Source organism: Corticimicrobacter sp., assembly GCF_040137905.1.
In the GTDB taxonomy this organism is placed as follows: domain Bacteria; phylum Pseudomonadota; class Gammaproteobacteria; order Burkholderiales; family Burkholderiaceae_B; genus Corticimicrobacter.
Genome location: NZ_JBEFDG010000086.1, coordinates 20,604 through 41,644, shown reverse-complemented (window position 1 = coordinate 41,644; position 21,041 = coordinate 20,604). Strand labels below are relative to the sequence as shown.

Genomic DNA, 21,041 nt, shown 5'->3' with positions numbered 1-21,041 from the left:
CCCCCCCCCAAGACACCGCCCGAGTCACCGGCGCAGTGAACTAGGAACATGCGGATCCCCGACGCGGGGCAATGATCGGCGCATCGCCGCTGGTGTTCCCTGCCAGCGCGCGGATCCTGTCTGCCACCGCCGGCGTAGGCGGCTCATAGCCATAGCAATAAGGCGGGTTCGGCACGGATTCGGGCTGGTCATCCTCCAGCACGGCCCTGGCCTCGCCCAGATAAAGATTGTCCCGCACCCGCAGAAAGGCCTTGTAGCCTCGCTCGTAGCCATATTGGGCCTGCGTCCGCTCATAATTGCGCCGGTCGGCGGCACCGTTCTCCAGCGCAGTCCTGTTGGGCGAATCCGGGAGCTTGTCGCAATAGTTCACGTCGATCCCGTGAATCGTCGGTGTGCGTTCTGGTTCCAGACAGGCGCGCTGGGCGTGGTTGCTGAAGATGTTGCCTTCGACCAGCGCGCGCGCCTCCAGACTGAAGCTCATGCCATACAGGTTCCAGTCTTCCAGCAGGTTGTTATACAGATGGAAGGTGCCAAACTGCCCCCTGGGATTGCGCTGCACCGTGTTCAGAAAATAGTTGTGATGCAACGTCACGCGCGCGATCCTGTCGCGCTCGTAGTTCTCGTACACGTTCTGCGACGTGATGTTGTTCAACAGCATGACCTTGTTGGAATCATGGAACTTGTTCCACGACACCGTCACATCGGTCGAGCCGTTCTTCACATTCAGCAGCCGGTCCGAGAAACGGGCCAGGTCCATGTGATTGACCCACACGTCCCGGCTGTCGTTGGCGACGTTCACCGCCTGCGTGAACCGGGTCAGACGCCCGTCGATACTCATGTGCGTCAGGATCACGTTCCGGCTGCGATAGACGCCCAGCCCGTCATCGATCAGCGTAACGCGCCTACCCCGCCCATCCACCGTGATGTTCGACGGCACGCGCAGTTGCGTCTTCAGCACGATCGTCATGTCCGAGGCAAAGCGGATCCAGGTGGGTGACTCCGACTTCCTCGCATCTTCCAGCGCCGCACGCAGCGTGCCAGGCCCATCGTCCTGATCGGACGTCACCTCGACGAAACGGCCATCCAGGCCGCCCGTGACGTTCTGCCCATAGCCTTCGCGATGCTGCAGCAGCGACGACACAATCGGGCACTGCACATCCGGCACGGCGCACGGCTCGCTGGCCGCGGCGGTGCCGCTCATCCACAGCGCAACCACCAGCAGCCAATTTTTCATGCACGCTCCGCTGCCGACAGGACGGCAGACCGGTCCGCCGGCGTAACGTGGCGCCAGATACCGCCACTCATGCGCAGGTTCTCGGCAGGTCCCGCCAGGTGCTGGCGCAGCAGCGCAAAATAGGCTGCCTGCCAGCGCTGGGCATAGGCATCCGCATCTTCGCCGGGCAGCACCGCAGGCAACATCTCCAGCGTGAACGTCACCAGGCCGTTCTCCCAGCGCGGGGCATAGAAGACCGACGGCACGCCAAGGCGGTGCGCCATGCGCGAGGCAAAGCTCGAATAGGTCACTTCCTGCCCCTCGAAGGTCGTCCGCGGGGCAGCGGGGTTCGCTGCGCCATCCACGGCCAGCCCCAGCACGTAGCCCGCACCGATCGCGCGGATGCAGGCTTTGGCAACCTGCGCCTCCGACTGGTCGGCAGTGGAAATCAATGCCTGCGAATAGCTGCTCTGCTCGACATTTGGTGCCGTGGCCAACCAGCGCGAGGGAATGCCCAGCAGTTCCAGGGCCATCAGCGCGGCATACATCGGCCCCACATGCGCCGTGGCGACCACAACGCCCCGGCCAGAAGCCAGCAGCGGCGCAAAGAAACGCTCGCCGGGCTCGAGATCGCCCAGCAGTTGCATGGCCTCTTCGGCGCGCTCCTCCCGACACTCCAGCCAATCGAACAGTAACTGGTCCATCAGGTGGCCCCAGCGCGCCGCACGCTCCCATGATGCACGATCAACGCTGGTATCGCCGCGCAACGACCACGCCCAGTCAAGCCGCGCCTGCGGAATCGGGGCGGTATGCAGCCGCTGCGAGACATCGGCCACGGCCTCCTGGAACGAGTCGGGCAGCAGTTTGCTGCGGTTGGCCACGTATTGCGCATACAGGTTCTCGGCCATTTCCTTGCGGCCCGCCTGCGACAGCGCGCCGATTGCCGAACGCTGCCGCAGCAGGCTGTCGGGGGCCTTCTCCAGCAGGATCAGCAACTGGTCTGCCGCCTCGTCATGCTGCGCGGAATAACGCAGCGCGCGCGCATACAGCATCCGCGTCTGTTCCATGTCCGGAGCCAACGCCAGCGCCTGCTTCAAGAACGGCACCGCGTCGCGGTACTGTCCGGCACGCAGCAGTGTTTCACCATGCAGGGACAGCAGCCTGACGTCATCGGGCGCAGCCTTCAGGCCGGCTTCGAAATGCGCCAGGGCATGCACCTTGCGATCCGCTTCCGTCGCGCGCCGCAAATACGACAGGCCAAGAGAGGTGCGCAGGGCCGCGCTGTCGTGCGCGGCGTTCAGGGCCGCCTCGCCGCAGCAGATCGCCGCATCGACCCGGTCATCCTCCAGCAGCGCGCGCACCGCCATCGCCGCCACGCGCGCGTTGGGCAAGGCGGCCGGATCCAGCGTCGCGGCCATGCGCGCAGCCTCGGACGCCTCCCCATTGCGAATGAACGCCATCATCCACGCGCTCGCATCGGTGCCCCCACCGCCCGCCTTGTCGGCCGTGGCGCGTGCCACAGACGCGGCTTCGCCAACTTGCCCGGCCTGCAGGCGCAGCTGGATCCTTGCGGCATGCAGCGTTGCGTCATCCGGTTCAAGCCCGGCAGCGGCATCCGCCTCGGCAATCGCACGATCCCACTGCTTCGTGCGCCCCAACAGGCTGGCAAGCATGCGGCGATCATCCACGCGTTGCGGATAGGCGGCAATCAGCACGTCAAGCGCAGAGATGGCCAGCGCAAACTGGCCTTCTTTCACATAGGGAGAGACCAGCAGCCGCCTGGCATCGCGCCAGCCGTCGGCCGCAAGCACCAGCGCCACATCGAAATCGGCCATCGCGCTGGCCGGATCCGATGCGCTGCGGATGCGCTGGATGATCGCCAGCAACCGGGCCGCCGCCTCGGCTTGCGTCCCTGGGGTCGCTACATTCAACTCAGCCATGGCGCAACCCCCTCAACAAGGACATCGAAACGCGTACAACGAAAAGCAGTGCGAAACCCAGTGCCAGTGCCTCCAACAACAGCGTCCACATGCGCGGACTGCTGGGCCTGTCGGTCGCGACCGGTTGCACGATGATCGACAGGTAACGCTGCAGCCGCAGGGTATCGACCAGCGCCTGTTGGTGCGACTGCTGCGCCAGGGTCAGGTTCGAATCCGCAAATCCCTGGGCGTTCCTCAGGGCCTCGTACGACTTGAGCAGCGTCGCCTCCGTATTGCCCTGCCCGCTCAGGCGCTCGCGCACTCCCTCGATCCGCCTCTGCAGGGCCGCGATCTGCATCTGCGCGGGCCGCAGCATGGGATGATCGTTGTTGCCCAATGCGCGGATCTTGTCCAGATTGATCTTCGCGCTGTTCAACTCGCTTTCGAGCTGGCTGGCGTGATTGAGCAACATCTGCACCGTGGCGGTGGGATCGATGTTGCCGTGGTCCGTGCGCCATGCCGTCAGGGCCTCGCGGGCTTCGAGCGCCTTCGCCTCGGCCTGCCGCAGCGACTCTTCGCTGACCTTCAGCTTGTCGGACACGCCCTTCGCGTTCAGGCGACTGACGAAGTCTTCCGCCAGCCCGATCAGCTCCCTCGACAGCAGCATGGCATGCTCCGGCGAGAACGCGCTGACGCGCAACACGTCGATCTGCTCGAGCGCATTGAACGACACATGGACCGAGGCCTGGTAGGCGCGATAGAGCGCGTCCTCGCTGGCATCCTCCGCCAGCCGGTTGGCAGGATCCAGACCGTCCTGGACCAGGTACTGGCGCAAATCGATCTTCTTGTCGAGCTGACGCATGCTGTCGCGCGACAGCAGGAAGTCCCTGACCGCCCAGCCGTCCACGAAACCGCCCATCATGCCGCCCGCGTTACCGGTGGTGATCAGGCTTGCCGCCCCGGCGGCGGCGGCGGGCTGCTGGCTGGACGCCGACTGCACGAAGAAACGCGACTCCGCCTCGTAGCGAGGCGTGGCAATACTGAACAGGTAGACCAGCGCGCACACCACCGGTGCCATGACGATGCCTGCGCTGATCCAGCGCCGGCGCAGGCGGCCACGCAGCGCAGCATCGCGGTCACGGCGGCGACGCTCGATCTCGGAGCCGTTGTCAGAAGCCGACGTCATCGAAGCCGCCTCCGAAGGACTCCTCCCCTGACCCGGCGTCGTCTCTGGATCGTCTTGGCGGGTACTTGCTGATGCACTGGTCGAGGTCTTCTTCGATTCTGAGAGCGCTTCGTTCATAAACTAGACCTTTGAAACAGTAATCCGCCAACTGGTTCTGGCGATAACTGGAAAAAACAAGCGTCCGTCCGACCAGGCGCTCCTCAAACAGCGCCAGCCAGAGACGGGTGAACCGGCAGGGCTCGAAAGGAATCGTCCCTTCGATCACGTAGATGTCGAAAGCGGGTGCCAGCGCCAGCGCGAACGAGAACTCCTGCCGGATGTAGAGTGGCCAGTGCTCCATGGGCCTGGCCAGCCATTGCGATTCGGTGATGAGGTCGGCGACGAGATCGGCCGTCTCCCCGGCGTCCAGCTCGTAGCGGTCGGCAACCAGCTGGATGATGTTCAGGCCATTCGCCTTGCCGCGCACGAACCCCTGCCGTCCGATCGCCCAGGAAATATGGCCCTCGTGCCGCACGAACCCATGGCGCGGCGGACGCAGGCCGCACAGCACGTCGATCACCTGGCGATGCCGCTCGGGCGTGGGCGAGAGCAGCGCATAGCGCCCGACCGGAATATCGAGGTCGGCATCGGTCAGCAGCGGCTGCCTGCTGCCGAATGCAAAGGGTTCGTCGGTGACGCCGTATAGATGGATCATCGCTATCGCTCACATGGGCTGGACGTCGCTGCGTACGAGCCGCTGGGCGGCCCAGGCCACGACGATCATGAACACCAGCGCGATCAGGAAGTAGCCCAGGCGCGCGTCCTGCGAGGTGTAGTTGGTGAAATAGGCCGACCGCAGCAATTGCATGCCATGCGCCAGCGGCGACCACAGGACCCAGGGGCGGTACTGTTCCGGCAACTGCTCCGAGACCAGGAAAACGCTCGAGAACAGTTGCAGGAAACGTTCGATGATCGGTGCCACCCTCAGGAAGAAGCGCCAGGTGGTCGAAATCGCGCCGAACAATACGCCCAGCGCCCCGCCAAACACCCCCATCGACACGACGAACATGAGGAATCCGGTCACATTGTCCGGCAGCGTGACCAGGTTCAACGCATGGCCCGCGCTGATCAGCACGCCGAACACCACCAGGTACACCGTGATGTAGAGGAAGGAATGCACGACCGCGCACATCAGCGGCGTTACACCCGGCAGGTTCAGCAGGCCTCGCGCCGAGACGTAGGCCGTGCTGGTTCTCAGGGTGACCTGGCGAAACATGATCCATGTGGTGGCCCCCACCATCGAAAACGTGAGCACGTCCATGCCCATGATGTAGTGCGTGCCCAGGATGATGTACATCGACGTGATCAGCGTCAGCAGCACCACCGGGCCGATCAGGGCCCAGACCAGGGCAAATCGGCTTTCACCGTGCATCACCTGCAACTGGTAGATGAAAAGCGCAAACAGGGTGCGCACGCCGCCCCCGCCTTCATCGGCATGGCGCGGGGCGTGCCCCAGGTGCAGGCCACGCATGCGGTCGCGCAGGATCGCCAGGTCTCCGGTTTCGGCAGGAGCAAGCGCGATCTCCAGCGCGACGTCGTTGCGTGACGCATGACGCCGTGCCTCCTGCGCCTCTTCCTGCCTGCGCCGCTGCACGCGCCGCTCGTGCGCCGCGTTCAGCCGGAGATCTTCCTCCACCAGCTTGGCCGGCATGTAGCCAGGCTTGAACACCTCGACCTCCGTGCGGATGTCGTGTTCAAGCAGGCGCACGATGAGACGCAGCCGCCGACGGGAAAAATCGGCAACCATCTCATCGGCACCCTGGCGCACAACCGCCTCGTCCAGTTCGGCCTGGATCGCGTCATACACCGCCCGCCGGGCTGCGACCGAATCGTGCGGCTCGCCCTGCAACCGCGCCAGCAAGGGCTTGAACAGGACGGCCGGCGACGAGTTGCTGTCAAACAGCGCGGCCGGATCCAGTCGCCACTCGGCGACGCCCGCGCCTACGGTGTAGTTGCCGCCCTGTCGGCGCGAGCGCCAGCCGCGGATACGGTCCTCATTGCTCGTCGCCACGCTATTCGGGGATCACCGAATTGGTGGGACCCGAGCCGCCATCGATCTGGCGGGTCGCGCTGAAGCCGGCACTCATCGAGAACCTGAAGGCCGACAAGACCTTCTGGACCTGGGCAAACGGCGCATCCGAGATATAGATCGCTTCTCCCTCGCGCACCGCGAACTGCCGCGCCATCGCGACCTGTTCGGGCTTGGTGAGATCGAACTGATAGACGACCGGGACGGTGTCCGGCTTGCCGTCCACCCCGGCCTGCGCCGGCGTGAACAGGAAGACGGAACGCGGGTCCGCGGTCGCGCCATCCAGGCCACGGGCATCGGCCAGCGCGTCCAGCACGGTGTAGTTGCGCTTGCTGATGGCAACGCGCCCCTGGTTGCCGGCGGCACCCAGCACCGTCAGGTGCTCGCGCGCGTCGCTCGCCGTGATGACATCGCCCGCGCGCAGCAGAATGTCGTTGTCCTGGTTGCGATAGATGTCCGCCAGACGCACCGAGGCCAGTTGGTTGTCGCGACGCAGCGTGATCACCATCTGTTCGGGGTTCTCCTGCACCGGTGCCGCAAGCGCCAGCGCACTGCTCAGGCGCTGGGCTGTCTGCGTGATGGGATACATGCCCGGCTTGGTAAGATTGCCCTGGACGGTGACCATCTGGCCGCGCTCGCCCACGCGGTTCACCGCCACGTCGGACGCCACGACCAGCTTGCTCAGGCGCGCCACGATGGCATCGCGCAGCGCCGACAACGTCATGCCCGCCGCCCTGAAGTTGCCCAGGATGGGCACGTACAGGTCACCCTGCGAGTCGATCTGGTGGTTCCCCAGGTTGCTGGCACCCGTGGCGTCGGCAGCGAAAACGCCCAGGCCATCGCGCTCCCAGACCGTCACGTTGATCCCGTCACCGGGCACGAGGCGGTCGAAGCCGGCATGGGTCAGGTCGCGATAATGCTTCGGGAAATCCTCGACAGCGGGCATGCGGCTGGCACGCACGTGCTCGGGCGTCACCGCCACCACCACGACATCCCTGGCGTCGTTGGCCGCAGTCATCTCATACAGCATCGGACCGGTACGCGGCAGCTGACAGCCTGCCACGAACAGGGGGGCAAGCACTGCCATGAGCAGTGCCGCCTTGCGTCGCAGCCCAAAGGCCGGCGCGTTCTTTCGCATAGCGTCCATCGTTTCCAGAGTCAGGCCTCCTTTCAAGCGCGCTTGGCGTCCAGGCCGACGGCGTCCTCGTCATAGCGAAACGCCCCCAGGACAGCCACGCACAGGCTCAGGAACTTGTCCAGCATCGTATTGAGCGAAAACAGTTCCCGCGCCCGCTGCCGGCTGTGCTGCTTCAACACATCGTTGCCGCGCATCATGTCGACAATCGACTCGATCTTGTCGCATGCCTCGTTCAGGTCCGGATGATCAAGATCGTCGATCAGGTGACCCGTCACGTTCTGCACGAAGCACTCGCCCGCACCGCCGGCAGGCGTGGACACGACCGGCACGCCCAGCAACTGCGCCTCGATGAGCACGTTGGGCAGGCCTTCGAACCGGGACAGCAACACCTTGGCATCCATCTGCGAATACCAATAGCCCACGTGGTTCGACAGTCCGACGAACAGGAAGCGGTCGGTCAGGCCGAGGTCTTCCGCCAGCGCCGTCATGCTGTCGCTCATGCGTCCGTCGCCAACGATGAAAAAACGCGCCTGCGGCCGCCGCTTCAGGTATTGCGCAGCAAGCTTGAGCCAGAGTTGCGGTCGTTTGTCGGGTTCGAGGCGAAAGACGCCGCCGATCGTCTCGGTTGCGTCAGCCGTGCTGGCCTGGAAGGCATTCCACTTCTGCTCATCCTCGGCCGACGGATGGATTGCCAGTTCAGGCACGCCGTTGTAGAGAATGTGGAAGCGTTCGATCGGCAGGTCGAGCCACTTTGCATATTCCTTGGCAGCCGTCAGACTATTGCTGCAGAAGTGCACACCCGGCACCTGCGCCAGAGCACGGTACAACACCGGATACTCTTCGCGAAAGCGGTCCTTGCGGATGTTCGGCGGCAAGCCCCGGAACACCAGATGGATGGTGGGCACGCCCGCCAGCAGCGCAGCCAGCGCGCCAAACAGGCACGTGCCGTCCTGCCACAGGCTCACGACGTCGAAACCGTGCTCGCGCAACATCGGGGTCAAACGCGTGACGCCGTAGTGCACGGGCGGCGGCAGTTTTTCCAACAGGCGCGTCAGGCCCTCATCATCCACCGGCTGGCTGGCCATCGAGATCGCGGGCAAGGCGTTGATTTCCGTGACCGGGATATTCGCCTTGGTCAGCACGGGCAGGAAGAAATCCTGACCACCTTTCTTGGCAGAACCGGGCGGTTCGGTGTGCTGCTTCACCAGCACCTCGACCTTTTCCGGCCGCACCTCCATGAAGGACGGACGCTGGTCGGCAGAGGACGCCATGCGGTGCAGCTCGCTCGCCAGCCGGGTCAACTGCCGCTCGGCACCGCCAGGCCCCAGACTGCCGGTCACCAGCGCGATCGAGACCGGATTTTCGGGCGGCTGGTCCGCCACGCTGCGATTCCGGAAATGCAGGATCGCGTGCTTCATCGAGACGATCTTGATGTCCTTGCCAGCCAGTGCCGCTTCCGACTCGAATCCCTGGTAGAACGCGACATCGGCGGCCAGGCCGCTGGCCAGTTCGGCCGCCTTGCTGCCAGCCGCGAGCTGATCCGCCACCGGCTGGATCGCCTCGAAGGCATCCAGCAGCAGGCCACGCTTGCGCAGGCGCTTGGCGAACTCGACACGGACATTGCGAGCGTCGTACTTGGCGATCAGGCGGCGAAACAGCGCGTCGGACTGCTCGTGTGCGCGGATATCACCCAGCAGCTTGGCCTTGGTGAACAGCTTCTCCGGCTTGCGAGTCAACTTGGGGAAATGCCGGTCGATCAGCGCCAGGGCTTCATCGACATTCCGGTCTTTGACCAGACGGGTCGCGCAATAGCGGATGATCTGGAAATCGCCTGGGTAGTCACGCAGGAGCGCCGACCACTGCTCGGCCATGCCTTCGTTCAGGCCCGCCGTCTCCTTCAGGCGCAGCAGCAGGAAACGGACTTTTGCATCATCCGGGAAATCATTCGCCAGCGCCTGGGCGCGCGGCAGATTCTCCTGCGCCAGCAGCACCCGGCCCGACGCAGCAACGATTTCTTCCAGCTGGGCCTGCACCCATTCAAGCGAGGAGGCCTCGACGGCGTGTTGCTCGGTATCGGATAGGCCCGTCATGCAGCCCTCCTGCGATTTGCCTTGTCGATCCAGACCTGGCAACGCTGGATGTAGCTGTCGAACTGTTCCGGATTCTCCGAACGGGCCTTGAGCGCTTGCCAATAGGGCAAGGCCTTCTCGAACATGTGCAGGCGCATCGCACCGACCGCCGCAGTGCGCAAGCCGATGGCGTCATCGGGAACCAGGGCCAGGATCTTCTCGCCAATCGCCAGGCGCTCATGGGTGCTCGCCGGCTCCAGCGCGCGTACCTCGGCGTACAGGACACCCAGGATACGCCGCTTCTCATGCGCGACTTCGGACATCTGCGGCCACGATTGCTCCACGCGATCCAGCAGGTTCCACGCGGCTTGCGGATCGCCCTCGGCCAGTATCTGGCGCGCGGCACGGATCGAGCGCGGGCCCAGGCGGCCCAGTTGGCGCTCGGCCTCTTCCTTGGCGCTCTGGTCTGCCGACGCATGGTTCAGCACGGCCTTGTAGGCATCGATGGCCTCGCCAAACCAGCCGCCGTTGAACGCCACGCGTGCATAGTACAGTTGGGTGCTGAACTGGGCGGACTCACCCGCCACCGCGCGCTCCAGGTGGAGCATCGCGGTCTTTGTGTCGCCCAGAGCGTCTGCAGCCCGGCCACGCATCGCATCCAGCTCGGGGAAGTCGACATGCGCATCCAGTGCGATGTCGGTAAGTTCGATCACTTCCTTGTGGTTGCCGGCCAGGAGCGCGGCACGCACAGCCAGGCGGGTAGCACGCTCGAAAGCACGCAGCGCCCGTGTGCTGGCCAGGGTATCGGGGTCGAGCATGCGATGCGCGCAGATCCGTTCGGCGGCATCGCGCAGGCGGCCTTCTTCCAGCGCCTGGGCACCTTCGGTCGCCCACGTGGCCGATTGCGCCTGCAACCAGGCACGGATATCGTCCTGTTCGCTTCTGATCAGGCCGCTCGATACGGTCAGTGCGGACGCGGCCACCAGGCAGCCCCGCCATGTGGCTTCCTGGACCAGCTCGAACACCTCGGCATCGCTCAGCACAGGCGACTCTGATGCCAGGGAGCGCAGGCTTTCGCGATCCCCCGCGATCAGGCGGTCGCGCCACAGCACGGCGAAACTGCGGCCATTCGAAGGCTGCTTCTCGCGTACCTCTCCCACCCAGCGCAGGGCGGCTTCCATATCGCCGCTGGCCTGCAGCATCGACAGCACCGTATCCGCCGCCTCAGTCGCCCAGGCGTCGCTGGCCAACGACATGCGGAACGCCAGCTTCCAGTTGCTCAGCGCCTCGTCCAGATGGCCCAGTTGGGCCGCGGACGCCGCTGCCACCCGCAGGATCTCCGGCGTTTCCTTTTCGTCACCGATCAGCCCGGCAGACAGCGAATACGCCAGGTCGTAGCGCCCCAGCTTGAAATGGTTACGCATCAGGATCTGTTCGGCTTTGCTGCCCGTGGCCACGACGGCACCCGCATTCTCCAGCAGGCCGATCGACTCCTCGTAGGCACCCAGCTCGGACTGCATGCGCGCCAGCAGCACGACGTGCTCCGGCAGAGCGGGATGGCGGCGCAGCACATCGCGCACGCGGCGCGAGGCCTCGCGGACATCGCCTGACTCCCACACCTTTTCGATGCGTTCGACGCTTTCCTCGTTGCCGAGCCTGGCCGACGCCGGCGTCGGCAGGGACGCGCTCATCTTCGGGCGCATATAGGCCTTGAACCACTCGGCACCCAGGCGGTCCGAGAAGCGCTCCGTGTAGTGCGTCAGGTCGAGGCCGCCGTTCTCCATGGCCTCGGCCTGGCCAAACTTGTTCATCGCGGCCGTCGGGTCGTAACTTGGTACGCCAATGCGTTGCGCGGCCTCCGTCACGACGCAGATCAGCTCCTGGCGCGACTCGATGGGCGTATTGTCGGCAGCCAGTGCATTGACGTGCGTGACAAACACCACCTTGTCCTTGCCCAACAGTTCGACAATCTGCCGCATCTCAGCCTCGATCGCGTCGTCCGACAAGTCGTGTTTCACGATGCGAGCCAGCAGTTCGCGATCTTCCGCCGGCAGGCTCCTGAAGACCGGATCCTGATCGAGGAAGGCCCGGCGCTCGGCCAGCAACTCTGCGACCGCCTGCGACCAATAGGTTCGGGCACGGACGCGGTCGGCGAAGAACTCGGTGAAGTGGCGGGTCAGGTAATTGGATTGGATGGGGTAGCCATCCAGCGTCAGCAACTTGCGCGACGACAGCTCAACCAAGTACAGATCCGCCGGCGCATGCGTGGCGCTGTGTGCCCTGCCCACCACCGACGGACGGAAGATCAGGCGCTGGACGTCGGCAGGAATGTCGCACTCGCCGAACATGAAGCGCACCTGCTGGAGCGCTTCCGTGCTGGTGTGCACGAAACCATAGTTGCGTCCGAGCTGCAGCTTGAAGGGGTAGCGCGTCACGGCATTGCGCAACGGTGTGTGGATTCGGCAAGTGCCAATGGGAGCGATCGTGAAATCAGCCATTCATAGTCCTTGGGAGGGTTAGTGACGGGCTGAACTTGGGAGTCCAGACAAGGGATCGAAGGGAGTCCGATCGGACGGGCGTTCAACACAAATAGAAACAACTTTCTGTGCAATGCCGGATTAGAGCCCTGAAACGTCGCCAAAAAAACACTTGGCTGACGCAAAGCCAATATGCTTTTGGTGCCTCAGGGATCCTGGTGGACGAATCCTATGCGCAAAACATCGCAACATTCTTTCAAAATATTTTTATTGCAGTGCAAATGCGACTTGTTTTATACGACTGCTGGGAGAGGGGGCAGGAAGAGGGGATAGAAAGAATTACACTCATTACAGATGACTCAAAAAATAATGGATATAAGCTTATTTTTTGAAAGCACTAAATAGTGACAAATTAATTCTCTTAATCCTGGTGCAACACAAACAAGGCTATGACGCAGGGCGCAAATGCACGCCGCCGGCCCTGACTCAGTCTCGACTGGCAAGCGCTTGAAACCCTTGTGGATCGCGTTTCATACGATCTGGAAACAGGAACAACTCGCAAATACAACCCACATTTCTGGCTGCCCAGTCAGGAAATGACAAAATAAGGGACGTAACAAACCACATCTCCTGCGAACCCTTATCAACACTGATAAACAAATGGGGACAGACCCTTTTTTATTTTTGTTGCGCTGCGATTTGGCTCGCGGTATTTTTGATTTACTCACTGGTTTTCCAGTACCGCTCAACCGCGCTTTGCCAGGAATCGCCGCCATGACCCAATCCTGTACGCCCTCGCCCCAGGGTCTGTATCATCCCAGCAACGAACACGATGCCTGTGGTGTCGGCTTCATCGCCCATATCAAGGGCCAGCAAAGCCACGCCATCATCTCGCAGGGTCTCAAGATCCTCGAGAACCTCGATCACCGGGGTGCCGTCGGTGCCGATCCGCTGATGGGTGATGGTGCCGGCATCCTGATCCAGATTCCCGACCTGCTCTACCGTGAGGGAATGGCCCAGCAGGGCGTGACCCTGCCTCCGCCCGGCGAATACGGCGTGGCCATGGTGTTCCTGCCCAAGGAAACCGCCTCGCGCCTGGCCTGTGAACAGGAACTCGAACGCGCCGTGCGCGCCGAAGGCCAGATTCTGCTGGGCTGGCGTGACGTGCCCATCGACAGCGATATGCCCATGTCGCCTACGGTCAAAGCGCATGAACCGGTCATCCGCCAGCTCTTCATCGGCCGTGGTGCCGACGTGATGGTGCCCGACGCCCTCGAGCGCAAGCTGTACGTCATCCGCAAGACCGCCAGCCACGCCATCCAGAACATGCAACTGGCGCACGGCCAGGAATATTTTGTCCCGTCCGCCTCGGTGCGCACCGTGGTCTACAAGGGCCTGCTGCTGGCAGACCAGGTTGGCCGCTACTACAGCGATCTGTCCGATCCGCGTGCCGTCTCGGCACTGGCGCTGGTGCACCAGCGTTTCTCGACCAACACGTTCCCGGCCTGGCCGCTGGCCCACCCCTACCGCCTGATCGCCCACAACGGCGAAATCAACACAGTCAAAGGCAACTTCAACTGGCTGCGCGCCCGCGAAGGCGTGATGCAATCGGCCGTGCTGGGCGAAGACCTGCAAAAGCTCTACCCCATCGTCTACGAAGGCCAGTCGGACACGGCCACCTTCGACAACTGCCTTGAACTGCTCACCATGGCCGGCTACTCGCTGGCTCACGCCATGATGATCATGATGCCCGAAGCCTGGGAACAGCACGAGGAGATGGAAGAAAGCCGCCGCGCCTTCTACGAATACAACGCCGCCCTGATGGAGCCGTGGGATGGTCCTGCCGCCATGGCCTTTACCGACGGCCTGCAGATCGGCGCGCTGCTCGACCGCAACGGCCTGCGTCCGGCACGCTACCTGATCACCGACGACGACCTGGTCATCATGGCCTCCGAGGCGGGCACCCTGCCCGTGCCGGAAAACCGCGTGGTCAAGAAATGGCGCCTGCAGCCGGGCAAGATGTTCCTGATCGACCTTGAACAGGGCCGCATCATCGACGACAGCGAAATCAAGTCGCAACTGTCCAACGCACATCCCTATCGCCAGTGGATCGAGCGCCTGCGCATCCGCCTGGACTCGCTACCCGAGGCCGAGCCGCATGCCCGCCAGACCGCCCGCGCGCATGCCTCGCTGCTGGACCGCCAGCAAGCCTTCGGCTGGAGCCAGGAAGACTACAAGTTCATTCTCGAACCCATGGCTCGCAATGGCGAGGAAGCCACCGGCTCGATGGGCAACGATGCCCCACTGGCCGTGCTGTCGCACCGCCCCAAGGCCTTCTACAACTATTTCCGCCAACTGTTCGCCCAGGTCACCAATCCGCCGATTGACCCGATCCGCGAACAGCTGGTGATGTCGCTGGTGTCCTTCATCGGCCCCAAGCCCAACCTGCTGGACATCAACAACGTCAATCCGCCGCTGCGCCTCGAGGTGTCACAACCCGTGCTCGATACGCACGACATGGCGCAAATCCGCGATATCGAGGAAGTCACGCGCGGCAAGTTCCGCAGCTACGAACTGGATATCACCTATCCGGTGGCCTGGGGTCCGGAGGGCATCGAAGCCCGCGTGGCCGCACTCTGCGCCAAGGCCGCCGATGCCGTCCAGAACGGCTACAACATTCTGATCGTGTCCGACCGCAATGTCGATGCCGAGCGGGTCGCCATCCCGGCACTGCTGGCGACCTCGGCCATCCACCAGCACCTGATCCGCACCGGCCTGCGCACCAGCACCGGCCTGATCGTCGAAACCGGCTCGGCACGCGAGGTGCACCACTTCGCCCTGCTGGGCGGCTACGGTGCCGAGGCCATCCACCCCTGGCTGGCACTCGAGTCGCTGGCAGAGCTGGCAGCCCGCCCCGAAAGCGATTTCGATACCAAGACGGCGATCAAGCACTACATCAAGGCCATCGGCAAGGGTCTGAACAAGGTCATGTCCAAGATGGGCATCTCGACCTACATGTCGTATACCGGTGCGCAGATTTTCGAGGCCATCGGCCTGTCGCGCGAGCTGGTGGACAAATACTTCTCCGGCACGCCCAGCCCGATCCAGGGCATCGACATCTTCACCGTGGCCGACGAAGCCCTGCGCATGCACAAGGCGGCCTTCAGCGCCGACCCGGTACTGGTCAATGCGCTGGATGCCGGCGGCGAATACGCCTTCCGCACCCGCGGCGAAGAGCATATGTGGACACCCGATGCCATCGCCCACCTGCAGCATGCGGCACGCGGCAACAACTATCGCAGTTACAAGGAATACGCGCAGATCATCAACGACCAGAGCAAGCGCCACATGACGCTGCGCGGGCTGTTCGAATTCCGTTTCGATCCGACCCGCGCCATTACCCTCGACGACGTCGAACCGGCCGTCAGCATTGTGCGTCGCTTTGCTACCGGAGCCATGTCGCTGGGCTCGATCTCGACCGAGGCACACGCCGTGCTGGCCGTTGCCATGAACCGTATCGGCGGCAAATCCAATACCGGCGAAGGCGGCGAAGACCCACGCCGCTACGAGCACGAACTGCGCCACGGCACCAGCGGCATCGAAGCTAACGATACGCTGGCCTCGGTACTGGGCTCCGACCGCGTCGCGGCAGACATTCCGCTCCAGTTGGGTGACTCGCTGCGCTCGCGCATCAAGCAGGTGGCCTCGGGCCGCTTCGGTGTCAGTGCCGAATACCTGGTCAGCGCCGACCAGATCCAGATCAAGATGGCCCAGGGTGCCAAGCCCGGCGAAGGCGGTCAGTTGCCCGGCCACAAGGTATCCGAATACATCGCCCAGTTGCGCTATTCGGTTCCGGGCGTCGGCCTGATCTCGCCTCCCCCGCACCACGACATTTACTCCATCGAGGATCTGGCACAACTGATCCACGACCTGAAGAACGTCAATCCGCGTGCCTCGATCTCGGTCAAGCTGGTGTCCAAGGTGGGCGTCGGCACGGTGGCGGCCGGCGTGGCCAAGGCCAAGGCCGACCATGTCGTGATCGCCGGCCATGACGGCGGCACCGGTGCCTCGCCGGTATCGTCCATCAAGCACGCCGGCACGCCCTGGGAACTGGGCCTGGCCGAAACCCAGCAGACGCTGCTCCTGAACCACCTGCGCAGCCGCATCCGGGTCCAGGCCGACGGCCAGATGAAGACCGGCCGCGACGTGGTGATCGGTGCCCTGCTCGGTGCCGACGAGTTCGGCTTCGCCACCGCACCGCTGGTGGTCGAGGGCTGCATCATGATGCGCAAGTGCCATCTCAATACCTGCCCGGTCGGCGTCGCCACCCAGGATCCGGTCCTGCGCCAGCGCTTCAAGGGTCAGCCCGAGCACATAGTCAACTATTTCTTCTTCGTCGCCGAGGAAGTGCGCGAGATCATGGCCCAGCTTGGCATCCGCCAGTTCGACGACCTGATCGGCCGCGCCGACCTGCTCGACATGCGCACGGGCGTCGAACACTGGAAGGCCCGCGGCCTGGATTTCAGCAACATCTTCCACAGGGTCGAGTCCGACGAATCGCCTCGCCAGATCGGCGAACAGGACCACGGTCTGGACAAGGCCCTCGACCTGCAACTGATCGAGCGCAGCAAGCCGGCGCTGGAGCGCGGCGAGAAAGTGTCCTTCATCACGCCGGTGCGCAACCGCAACCGCACCATCGGGGCCATGCTGTCAGGCGAAGTGGCGCGCCGCTACGGTCACCAGGGCCTGCCGGACGACACCATCCACATCCAGTGCAACGGCACTGCCGGCCAGAGCTTTGCGGCCTTCCTGGCCAATGGCGTCACCCTGGACCTGGTAGGCGAGGCCAACGACTACGTCGGCAAGGGCCTGTCGGGTGGCCGCATCATCGTGCGCACCCCCAATGACTTCCGCGGTGACGGCCCCGAGCACATCATTGCCGGCAATACCGTGCTGTACGGTGCGCTGGCGGGTGAAGCCTTCTTCAACGGCGTAGCCGGAGAACGCTTTGCCGTGCGCAACTCCGGTGCCGCGACCGTGGTCGAGGGCACAGGCGACCATGGTTGCGAATACATGACCGGCGGCACCGTCGTGGTCCTGGGCGGCATCGGTCGCAATTTCGCAGCCGGCATGTCCGGCGGCGTGGCCTATGTCTGGGATCCGGAACGCATCCTGCGCAAGCGCTGCAACACCGGCATGGTCGATCTCGAAAATGTCGTGCCGCAAGCCGAGCAGGAACTGGCTGGCGACATTGCCACCTGGCACAGTCGTGACCGTCAGTCGTCCCGCCAGCCCGACGAAGTCATCCTGCGCACCCTGATCGAAGACCACTTCCGTGCCACCGGCAGTTTCCGCGCCCGCGACCTGCTGGGCAACTGGGACAGCGCCCGCCAGCAGTTCGTCAAGGTCATGCCGCGCGACTACCGTCGCGCCCTGACCGAACTGTGGCAGGCCGCCCAGTCCAAACAGACCGCTGCCCCGGCCGAGCCCCCTCGGCCCAAGGCTGCCCGCGCACGCAAGGAGAAGGCGCTGGCCTGAGCCACGCCCCCTGACACGAACAGACTATACGGATACGATCATGGGAAAAATCACAGGATTCCTGGAATACCAACGACTGCACGAGGCCACCGAGGCACCGGCCAGCAGGCTGGGCCACTGGCGCGAGTTCGTGCTGCGCCTGGACGACGGCCAGGCCGGCCAGCAGGCGGCACGCTGCATGGACTGCGGCATCCCCTTCTGCAACAACGGCTGCCCTGTCAATAACATCATTCCCGACTGGAACGACCTGGTCTACCACCAGCAGTGGCGCCAGGCGCTCGATGTGCTGCACTCGACCAACAATTTCCCCGAGATTACGGGTCGCATCTGTCCGGCTCCCTGCGAAGCCGCCTGTACCCTGAACATAGACCGCATGCCCGTGGGCATCAAGTCGATCGAGCACGCCATCATCGACAAGGGCTGGGAGCAGGGCTGGATCACCCCGCAGCCGCCCAGCCGCAAGAGCGGCAAGAAGATCGCCGTCATCGGCTCCGGGCCTGCCGGGCTGGCCTGTGCACAACAACTGGCGCGGGCCGGACACGCTGTCGTGGTGTTCGAGAAAAGCGACCGCATCGGCGGCCTGATGCGCTACGGCATCCCCGACTTCAAGCTGGCCAAGCACCTGATCGATCGTCGCATGGCCCAGTTGGAAGCCGAAGGCGTGGAATTCCGCCCCTCGACCTATGTTGGCCAGTCTTCGGATGCCAACCGCCATGGTGTCGGCCTGGCCGTGATCACTCCCGAAGAGCTGCGCCAGCAGTTCGATGCCATCGTGCTGGCGGGCGGCTCTGAAACACCACGCAACCTGCCGGCACCGGGCCGTGACCTGCAAGGCGTGCACTTTGCCATGGACTTCCTGCGCCAGCAGAACAAGATCGTGGCAGGCGACCGCCTGAGCAAGGTGATTTCGGCCAAGGACAAGCACGTGATCGTGATCGGCGGTGGCGATACCGGCTCCGACTGCGTCGGCACCAGCAATCGCCAGGGAGCCAAATCGATCACCCAGTTCGAACTGATGTCCCGTCCGCCCGAACTGGAAAACACCGAACTGACCTGGCCCTACTGGCCGATCAAGCTGCGCACCTCCAGTTCGCACGAGGAAGGCTGCGAACGCGACTGGGCCATCAATACCGTAGCCTTCGAGGGCAAGAACGGCAAGCTGCAGGAAATCCGCATCGTGCGCGTCGACTGGCAGCGCGATCCGACCACCGGGCTGATGAACATGACCCCGATCGAAGGCACCGAGACCACGCTGCCCGCCGATCTGGTGCTGCTGGCCATGGGCTTTGTCTCACCGGTGCAGCAGGTACTCGACGCCTTTGGCGTGGACCGGGACAACCGGGGCAATGCCCGCGCCAATACCGACGACTACCGCACGACCGAAGACGGCATTTTCGCGGCAGGCGACATGCGCCGCGGCCAGTCGCTGATCGTCTGGGCCATCCGCGAAGGACGCCAGTGCGCCCGGGCGGTGGATGAGTTCCTGATGGGTGAAAGCGTGCTGCCTCGCTAAGCGACAGGTACGACGGATCAGCGCCGCTCCCCCCGGCGCTCCCTGCGCATCAGGCCCGACCCTGGCCTGCTTGCGCGTATCGGAACAGCGGCCTGCAGCGATGCAGGCCGTTTTTGCATATCGTCGCCCGCCCCTGGCACCACAGCTTTGCTATGATGGGCCGCTATCGTTTCCGCCCATTGCCCAGACCGCATGTCCACGCCCTCGCCCGCCAGCGCCCAGCACCTGCAGCCATCCCCCTGGCGTCAGGCGCTGACCGACTCCATCCCCATCGCCATGGCCTATGTTCCGATTGGCTTCGCCTTCGGCCTGCTGGCGGTGGAAACCGGACTGCCGGCCTGGTATGCAGTACTGATGAGCGTGATCGTCTATACCGGTGCCCTGCAGTTTGCAGCACTGCCCATGCTGGCGGGCGGCATCGGCCTGGGCGCGCTCGCGTTGACCACCCTGCTGCTCAACCTGCGTCACCTGCTCTATGCCCTGCCCCTGCTGCCGGTCCTGTCACGCAAGCGCGCCACGCGACTCTACTCGCTGGCAGCACTGACCGACGAAACCTATTCGATGCTGAGCGCCATGCCCGCCGAACGGCGCGGCCGCATGGCCTTCTCGATCAACCTGACCTGTCAGGCCTGGTGGGTCGCCGGCACTGCGCTGGGTGCGCTGCTCGGCCCGCAGATCGGCAACCAGATTCCCAACCTCGGCTTTGCACTGCCCTGCCTGTTCGTCATCCTGGCGATCGAGCAGTACCTGCTGCGACGCCAGTGGCTGCCACTGGTACTGGGCATTGTCGCCTTCGTGCTGTGCCGGTTGCTGCTGCCCCAGGAGCATGTCCTGATCAGCGCCCTGCTGCTGTCCCTGATCGGCCTGGTGTGCCATGATCGCCTGCAACAGCGAGCGCAGATGGACACAGGAGCCGGGCGATGAGCCTATCCTATCTCTGGCCAGCCCTGGCCATCATGTCGGCACTGACTATCCTGCTGCGCCTGCTGCCGCTGGCCACCCAGCGCTTCCTTGGCAACAACCGCGCCATCGACGCACTCAATCGCACACTGCCGCTGGCCATCATGGTCATCCTCACGCTGGCCTCGCTCAAGGGCGGTGGCAACGAACCCATGCGTCTGGGCGCAGAACTGCTGGCGCTGGGCCTGGTGGCGCTGAGCTACCTGCGCTGGCGCAATACGCTGCTCAGCGTGGTACTGGGCGTGGCGGCGCTCAATGGTGTGTTGTGGATGGCCGCATAGCCATTTATAAATAGACGATCTGACGATCATGCTGGGCAAAGCCGACAGGCAGCAGTGACGACGGACCAACCGCGACTGCTCGAACAAAACCGCGCAGCAACAAAACATGCGCGTAAGCATCGGCGACAAAGGCTGGCGCGAGAGCCCACACCAAGTCAGGGTCAAAGCCCAGCAGTCCATCCACATCAGGCCCGCCAATCACATCTTCGTGCGCGAAATTAGCCGCCCAGTCATCATCCTCACGCGAAAACGCACGGCACAGAAACAGGTCGGCCGCGCATCCTTCGCTGCCATCAAAAAAATACTCGCAATACACGCCCTTGATGTCGCTCCGCCCTGCTGCCCGCGCCATGGCCTCGGCATACGCAACGGCCAGCGCCGCCTCATACTCAGGCAAACCGGCCAGGCAGCGATCCAGCGCTTCTATCTCCTGACCCGGGCACCATTGCTCCAATGGTGCCCGGAGCAAACCCGCAAGTTCATCCAGCGAACGCGTGTTTACTGACTGCTGGCACAACGTATGCAACACACCCAACGCGGCGATGCGATCCTGTTCCTGCGCATATTGCACCAACGCCTCTACTGTGACCAATGACATAAGCATTCCTGTTGTTTCGCAAAATCTGCCACACAGTGGCAACGAATTTTCTCATACCGAAAAATCACCGCACTCCCCCAG

14 protein-coding genes are annotated in these 21,041 nt (G+C 63.8%); 5 read left to right on the top strand and 9 right to left on the bottom strand.

Annotated features, from left to right (window positions below):
- Positions 1-40: 40 nt before the first annotated feature.
- The 8 genes from ABN482_RS14255 to ABN482_RS14220 form a co-directional block, all read right to left on the bottom strand.
- The gene (locus ABN482_RS14255) at positions 41-1,234 is read right to left on the bottom strand and encodes a pectate lyase family protein (RefSeq protein ID WP_349504606.1); all 1,194 of its coding nucleotides are present in this window, start codon (positions 1,232-1,234) and stop codon (positions 41-43) included.
- Positions 1,231-3,153 carry a tetratricopeptide repeat protein gene (locus ABN482_RS14250; protein WP_349504605.1) on the bottom strand — a complete coding sequence of 641 codons (1,923 nt, stop codon included), beginning with the start codon at positions 3,151-3,153 and terminating at the stop codon, positions 1,231-1,233. Before ABN482_RS14250 ends, ABN482_RS14255 begins: the two co-directional genes overlap by 4 nt.
- Positions 3,146-4,180 carry a KpsE/RkpR family capsule polysaccharide export protein gene (locus ABN482_RS14245; protein ID WP_349504607.1) on the bottom strand — a complete coding sequence of 345 codons (1,035 nt, stop codon included), beginning with the start codon at positions 4,178-4,180 and terminating at the stop codon, positions 3,146-3,148. The genes ABN482_RS14250 and ABN482_RS14245 overlap by 8 nt, the downstream gene beginning before the upstream one ends.
- Positions 4,181-4,301: 121 nt before the next feature.
- Positions 4,302-5,012, bottom strand: a complete 711-nt coding sequence (locus ABN482_RS14240) for an ATPase (RefSeq protein ID WP_349504604.1) — start codon at positions 5,010-5,012, stop codon at positions 4,302-4,304.
- 9 nt (positions 5,013-5,021) lie between these two features.
- Complete coding sequence (locus ABN482_RS14235; RefSeq protein WP_349504603.1) at positions 5,022-6,368, bottom strand: ABC transporter permease; 1,347 nt, start codon at positions 6,366-6,368, stop codon at positions 5,022-5,024.
- Position 6,369: 1 nt separating this feature from the next.
- Positions 6,370-7,524, bottom strand: coding sequence for a polysaccharide biosynthesis/export family protein (locus tag ABN482_RS14230; protein WP_349504602.1), 1,155 nt, complete (start codon positions 7,522-7,524; stop codon positions 6,370-6,372).
- 32 nt (positions 7,525-7,556) lie between these two features.
- A complete protein-coding gene (locus ABN482_RS14225; protein ID WP_349504601.1) occupies positions 7,557-9,614 on the bottom strand; it encodes a glycosyltransferase in 2,058 nt (685 codons plus the stop codon).
- Positions 9,611-12,091 (bottom strand): hypothetical protein, encoded by a 2,481-nt coding sequence (locus tag ABN482_RS14220; RefSeq protein WP_349504600.1) that lies wholly within the window; start codon positions 12,089-12,091, stop codon positions 9,611-9,613. Before ABN482_RS14220 ends, ABN482_RS14225 begins: the two co-directional genes overlap by 4 nt.
- Positions 12,092-12,288: 197 nt before the next feature.
- On the opposite strand from ABN482_RS14220, the gene ABN482_RS14215 reads away from it, so the two are divergent.
- From ABN482_RS14215 to ABN482_RS14195, 5 genes are all read left to right on the top strand, one after another.
- Positions 12,289-12,462 (top strand): hypothetical protein, encoded by a 174-nt coding sequence (locus tag ABN482_RS14215; protein WP_349504599.1) that lies wholly within the window; start codon positions 12,289-12,291, stop codon positions 12,460-12,462.
- 382 nt (positions 12,463-12,844) lie between these two features.
- Positions 12,845-17,608, top strand: a complete 4,764-nt coding sequence (locus tag ABN482_RS14210) for a glutamate synthase-related protein (RefSeq protein ID WP_349504598.1) — start codon at positions 12,845-12,847, stop codon at positions 17,606-17,608.
- Positions 17,609-17,648: 40 nt separating this feature from the next.
- Positions 17,649-19,121 carry a glutamate synthase subunit beta gene (locus tag ABN482_RS14205; protein ID WP_349504597.1) on the top strand — a complete coding sequence of 491 codons (1,473 nt, stop codon included), beginning with the start codon at positions 17,649-17,651 and terminating at the stop codon, positions 19,119-19,121.
- 192 nt (positions 19,122-19,313) lie between these two features.
- Positions 19,314-20,045, top strand: a complete 732-nt coding sequence (locus tag ABN482_RS14200) for an AzlC family ABC transporter permease (protein WP_349504596.1) — start codon at positions 19,314-19,316, stop codon at positions 20,043-20,045.
- Positions 20,042-20,362, top strand: coding sequence for an AzlD domain-containing protein (locus ABN482_RS14195; protein WP_109062919.1), 321 nt, complete (start codon positions 20,042-20,044; stop codon positions 20,360-20,362). Before ABN482_RS14200 ends, ABN482_RS14195 begins: the two co-directional genes overlap by 4 nt.
- Before the next feature lie 4 nt (positions 20,363-20,366).
- On the opposite strand, the gene ABN482_RS14190 is transcribed toward ABN482_RS14195, so the two are convergent.
- A complete protein-coding gene (locus ABN482_RS14190; protein WP_349504595.1) occupies positions 20,367-20,960 on the bottom strand; it encodes a hypothetical protein in 594 nt (197 codons plus the stop codon).
- Between the last annotated feature and the right edge of the window lie 81 nt (positions 20,961-21,041).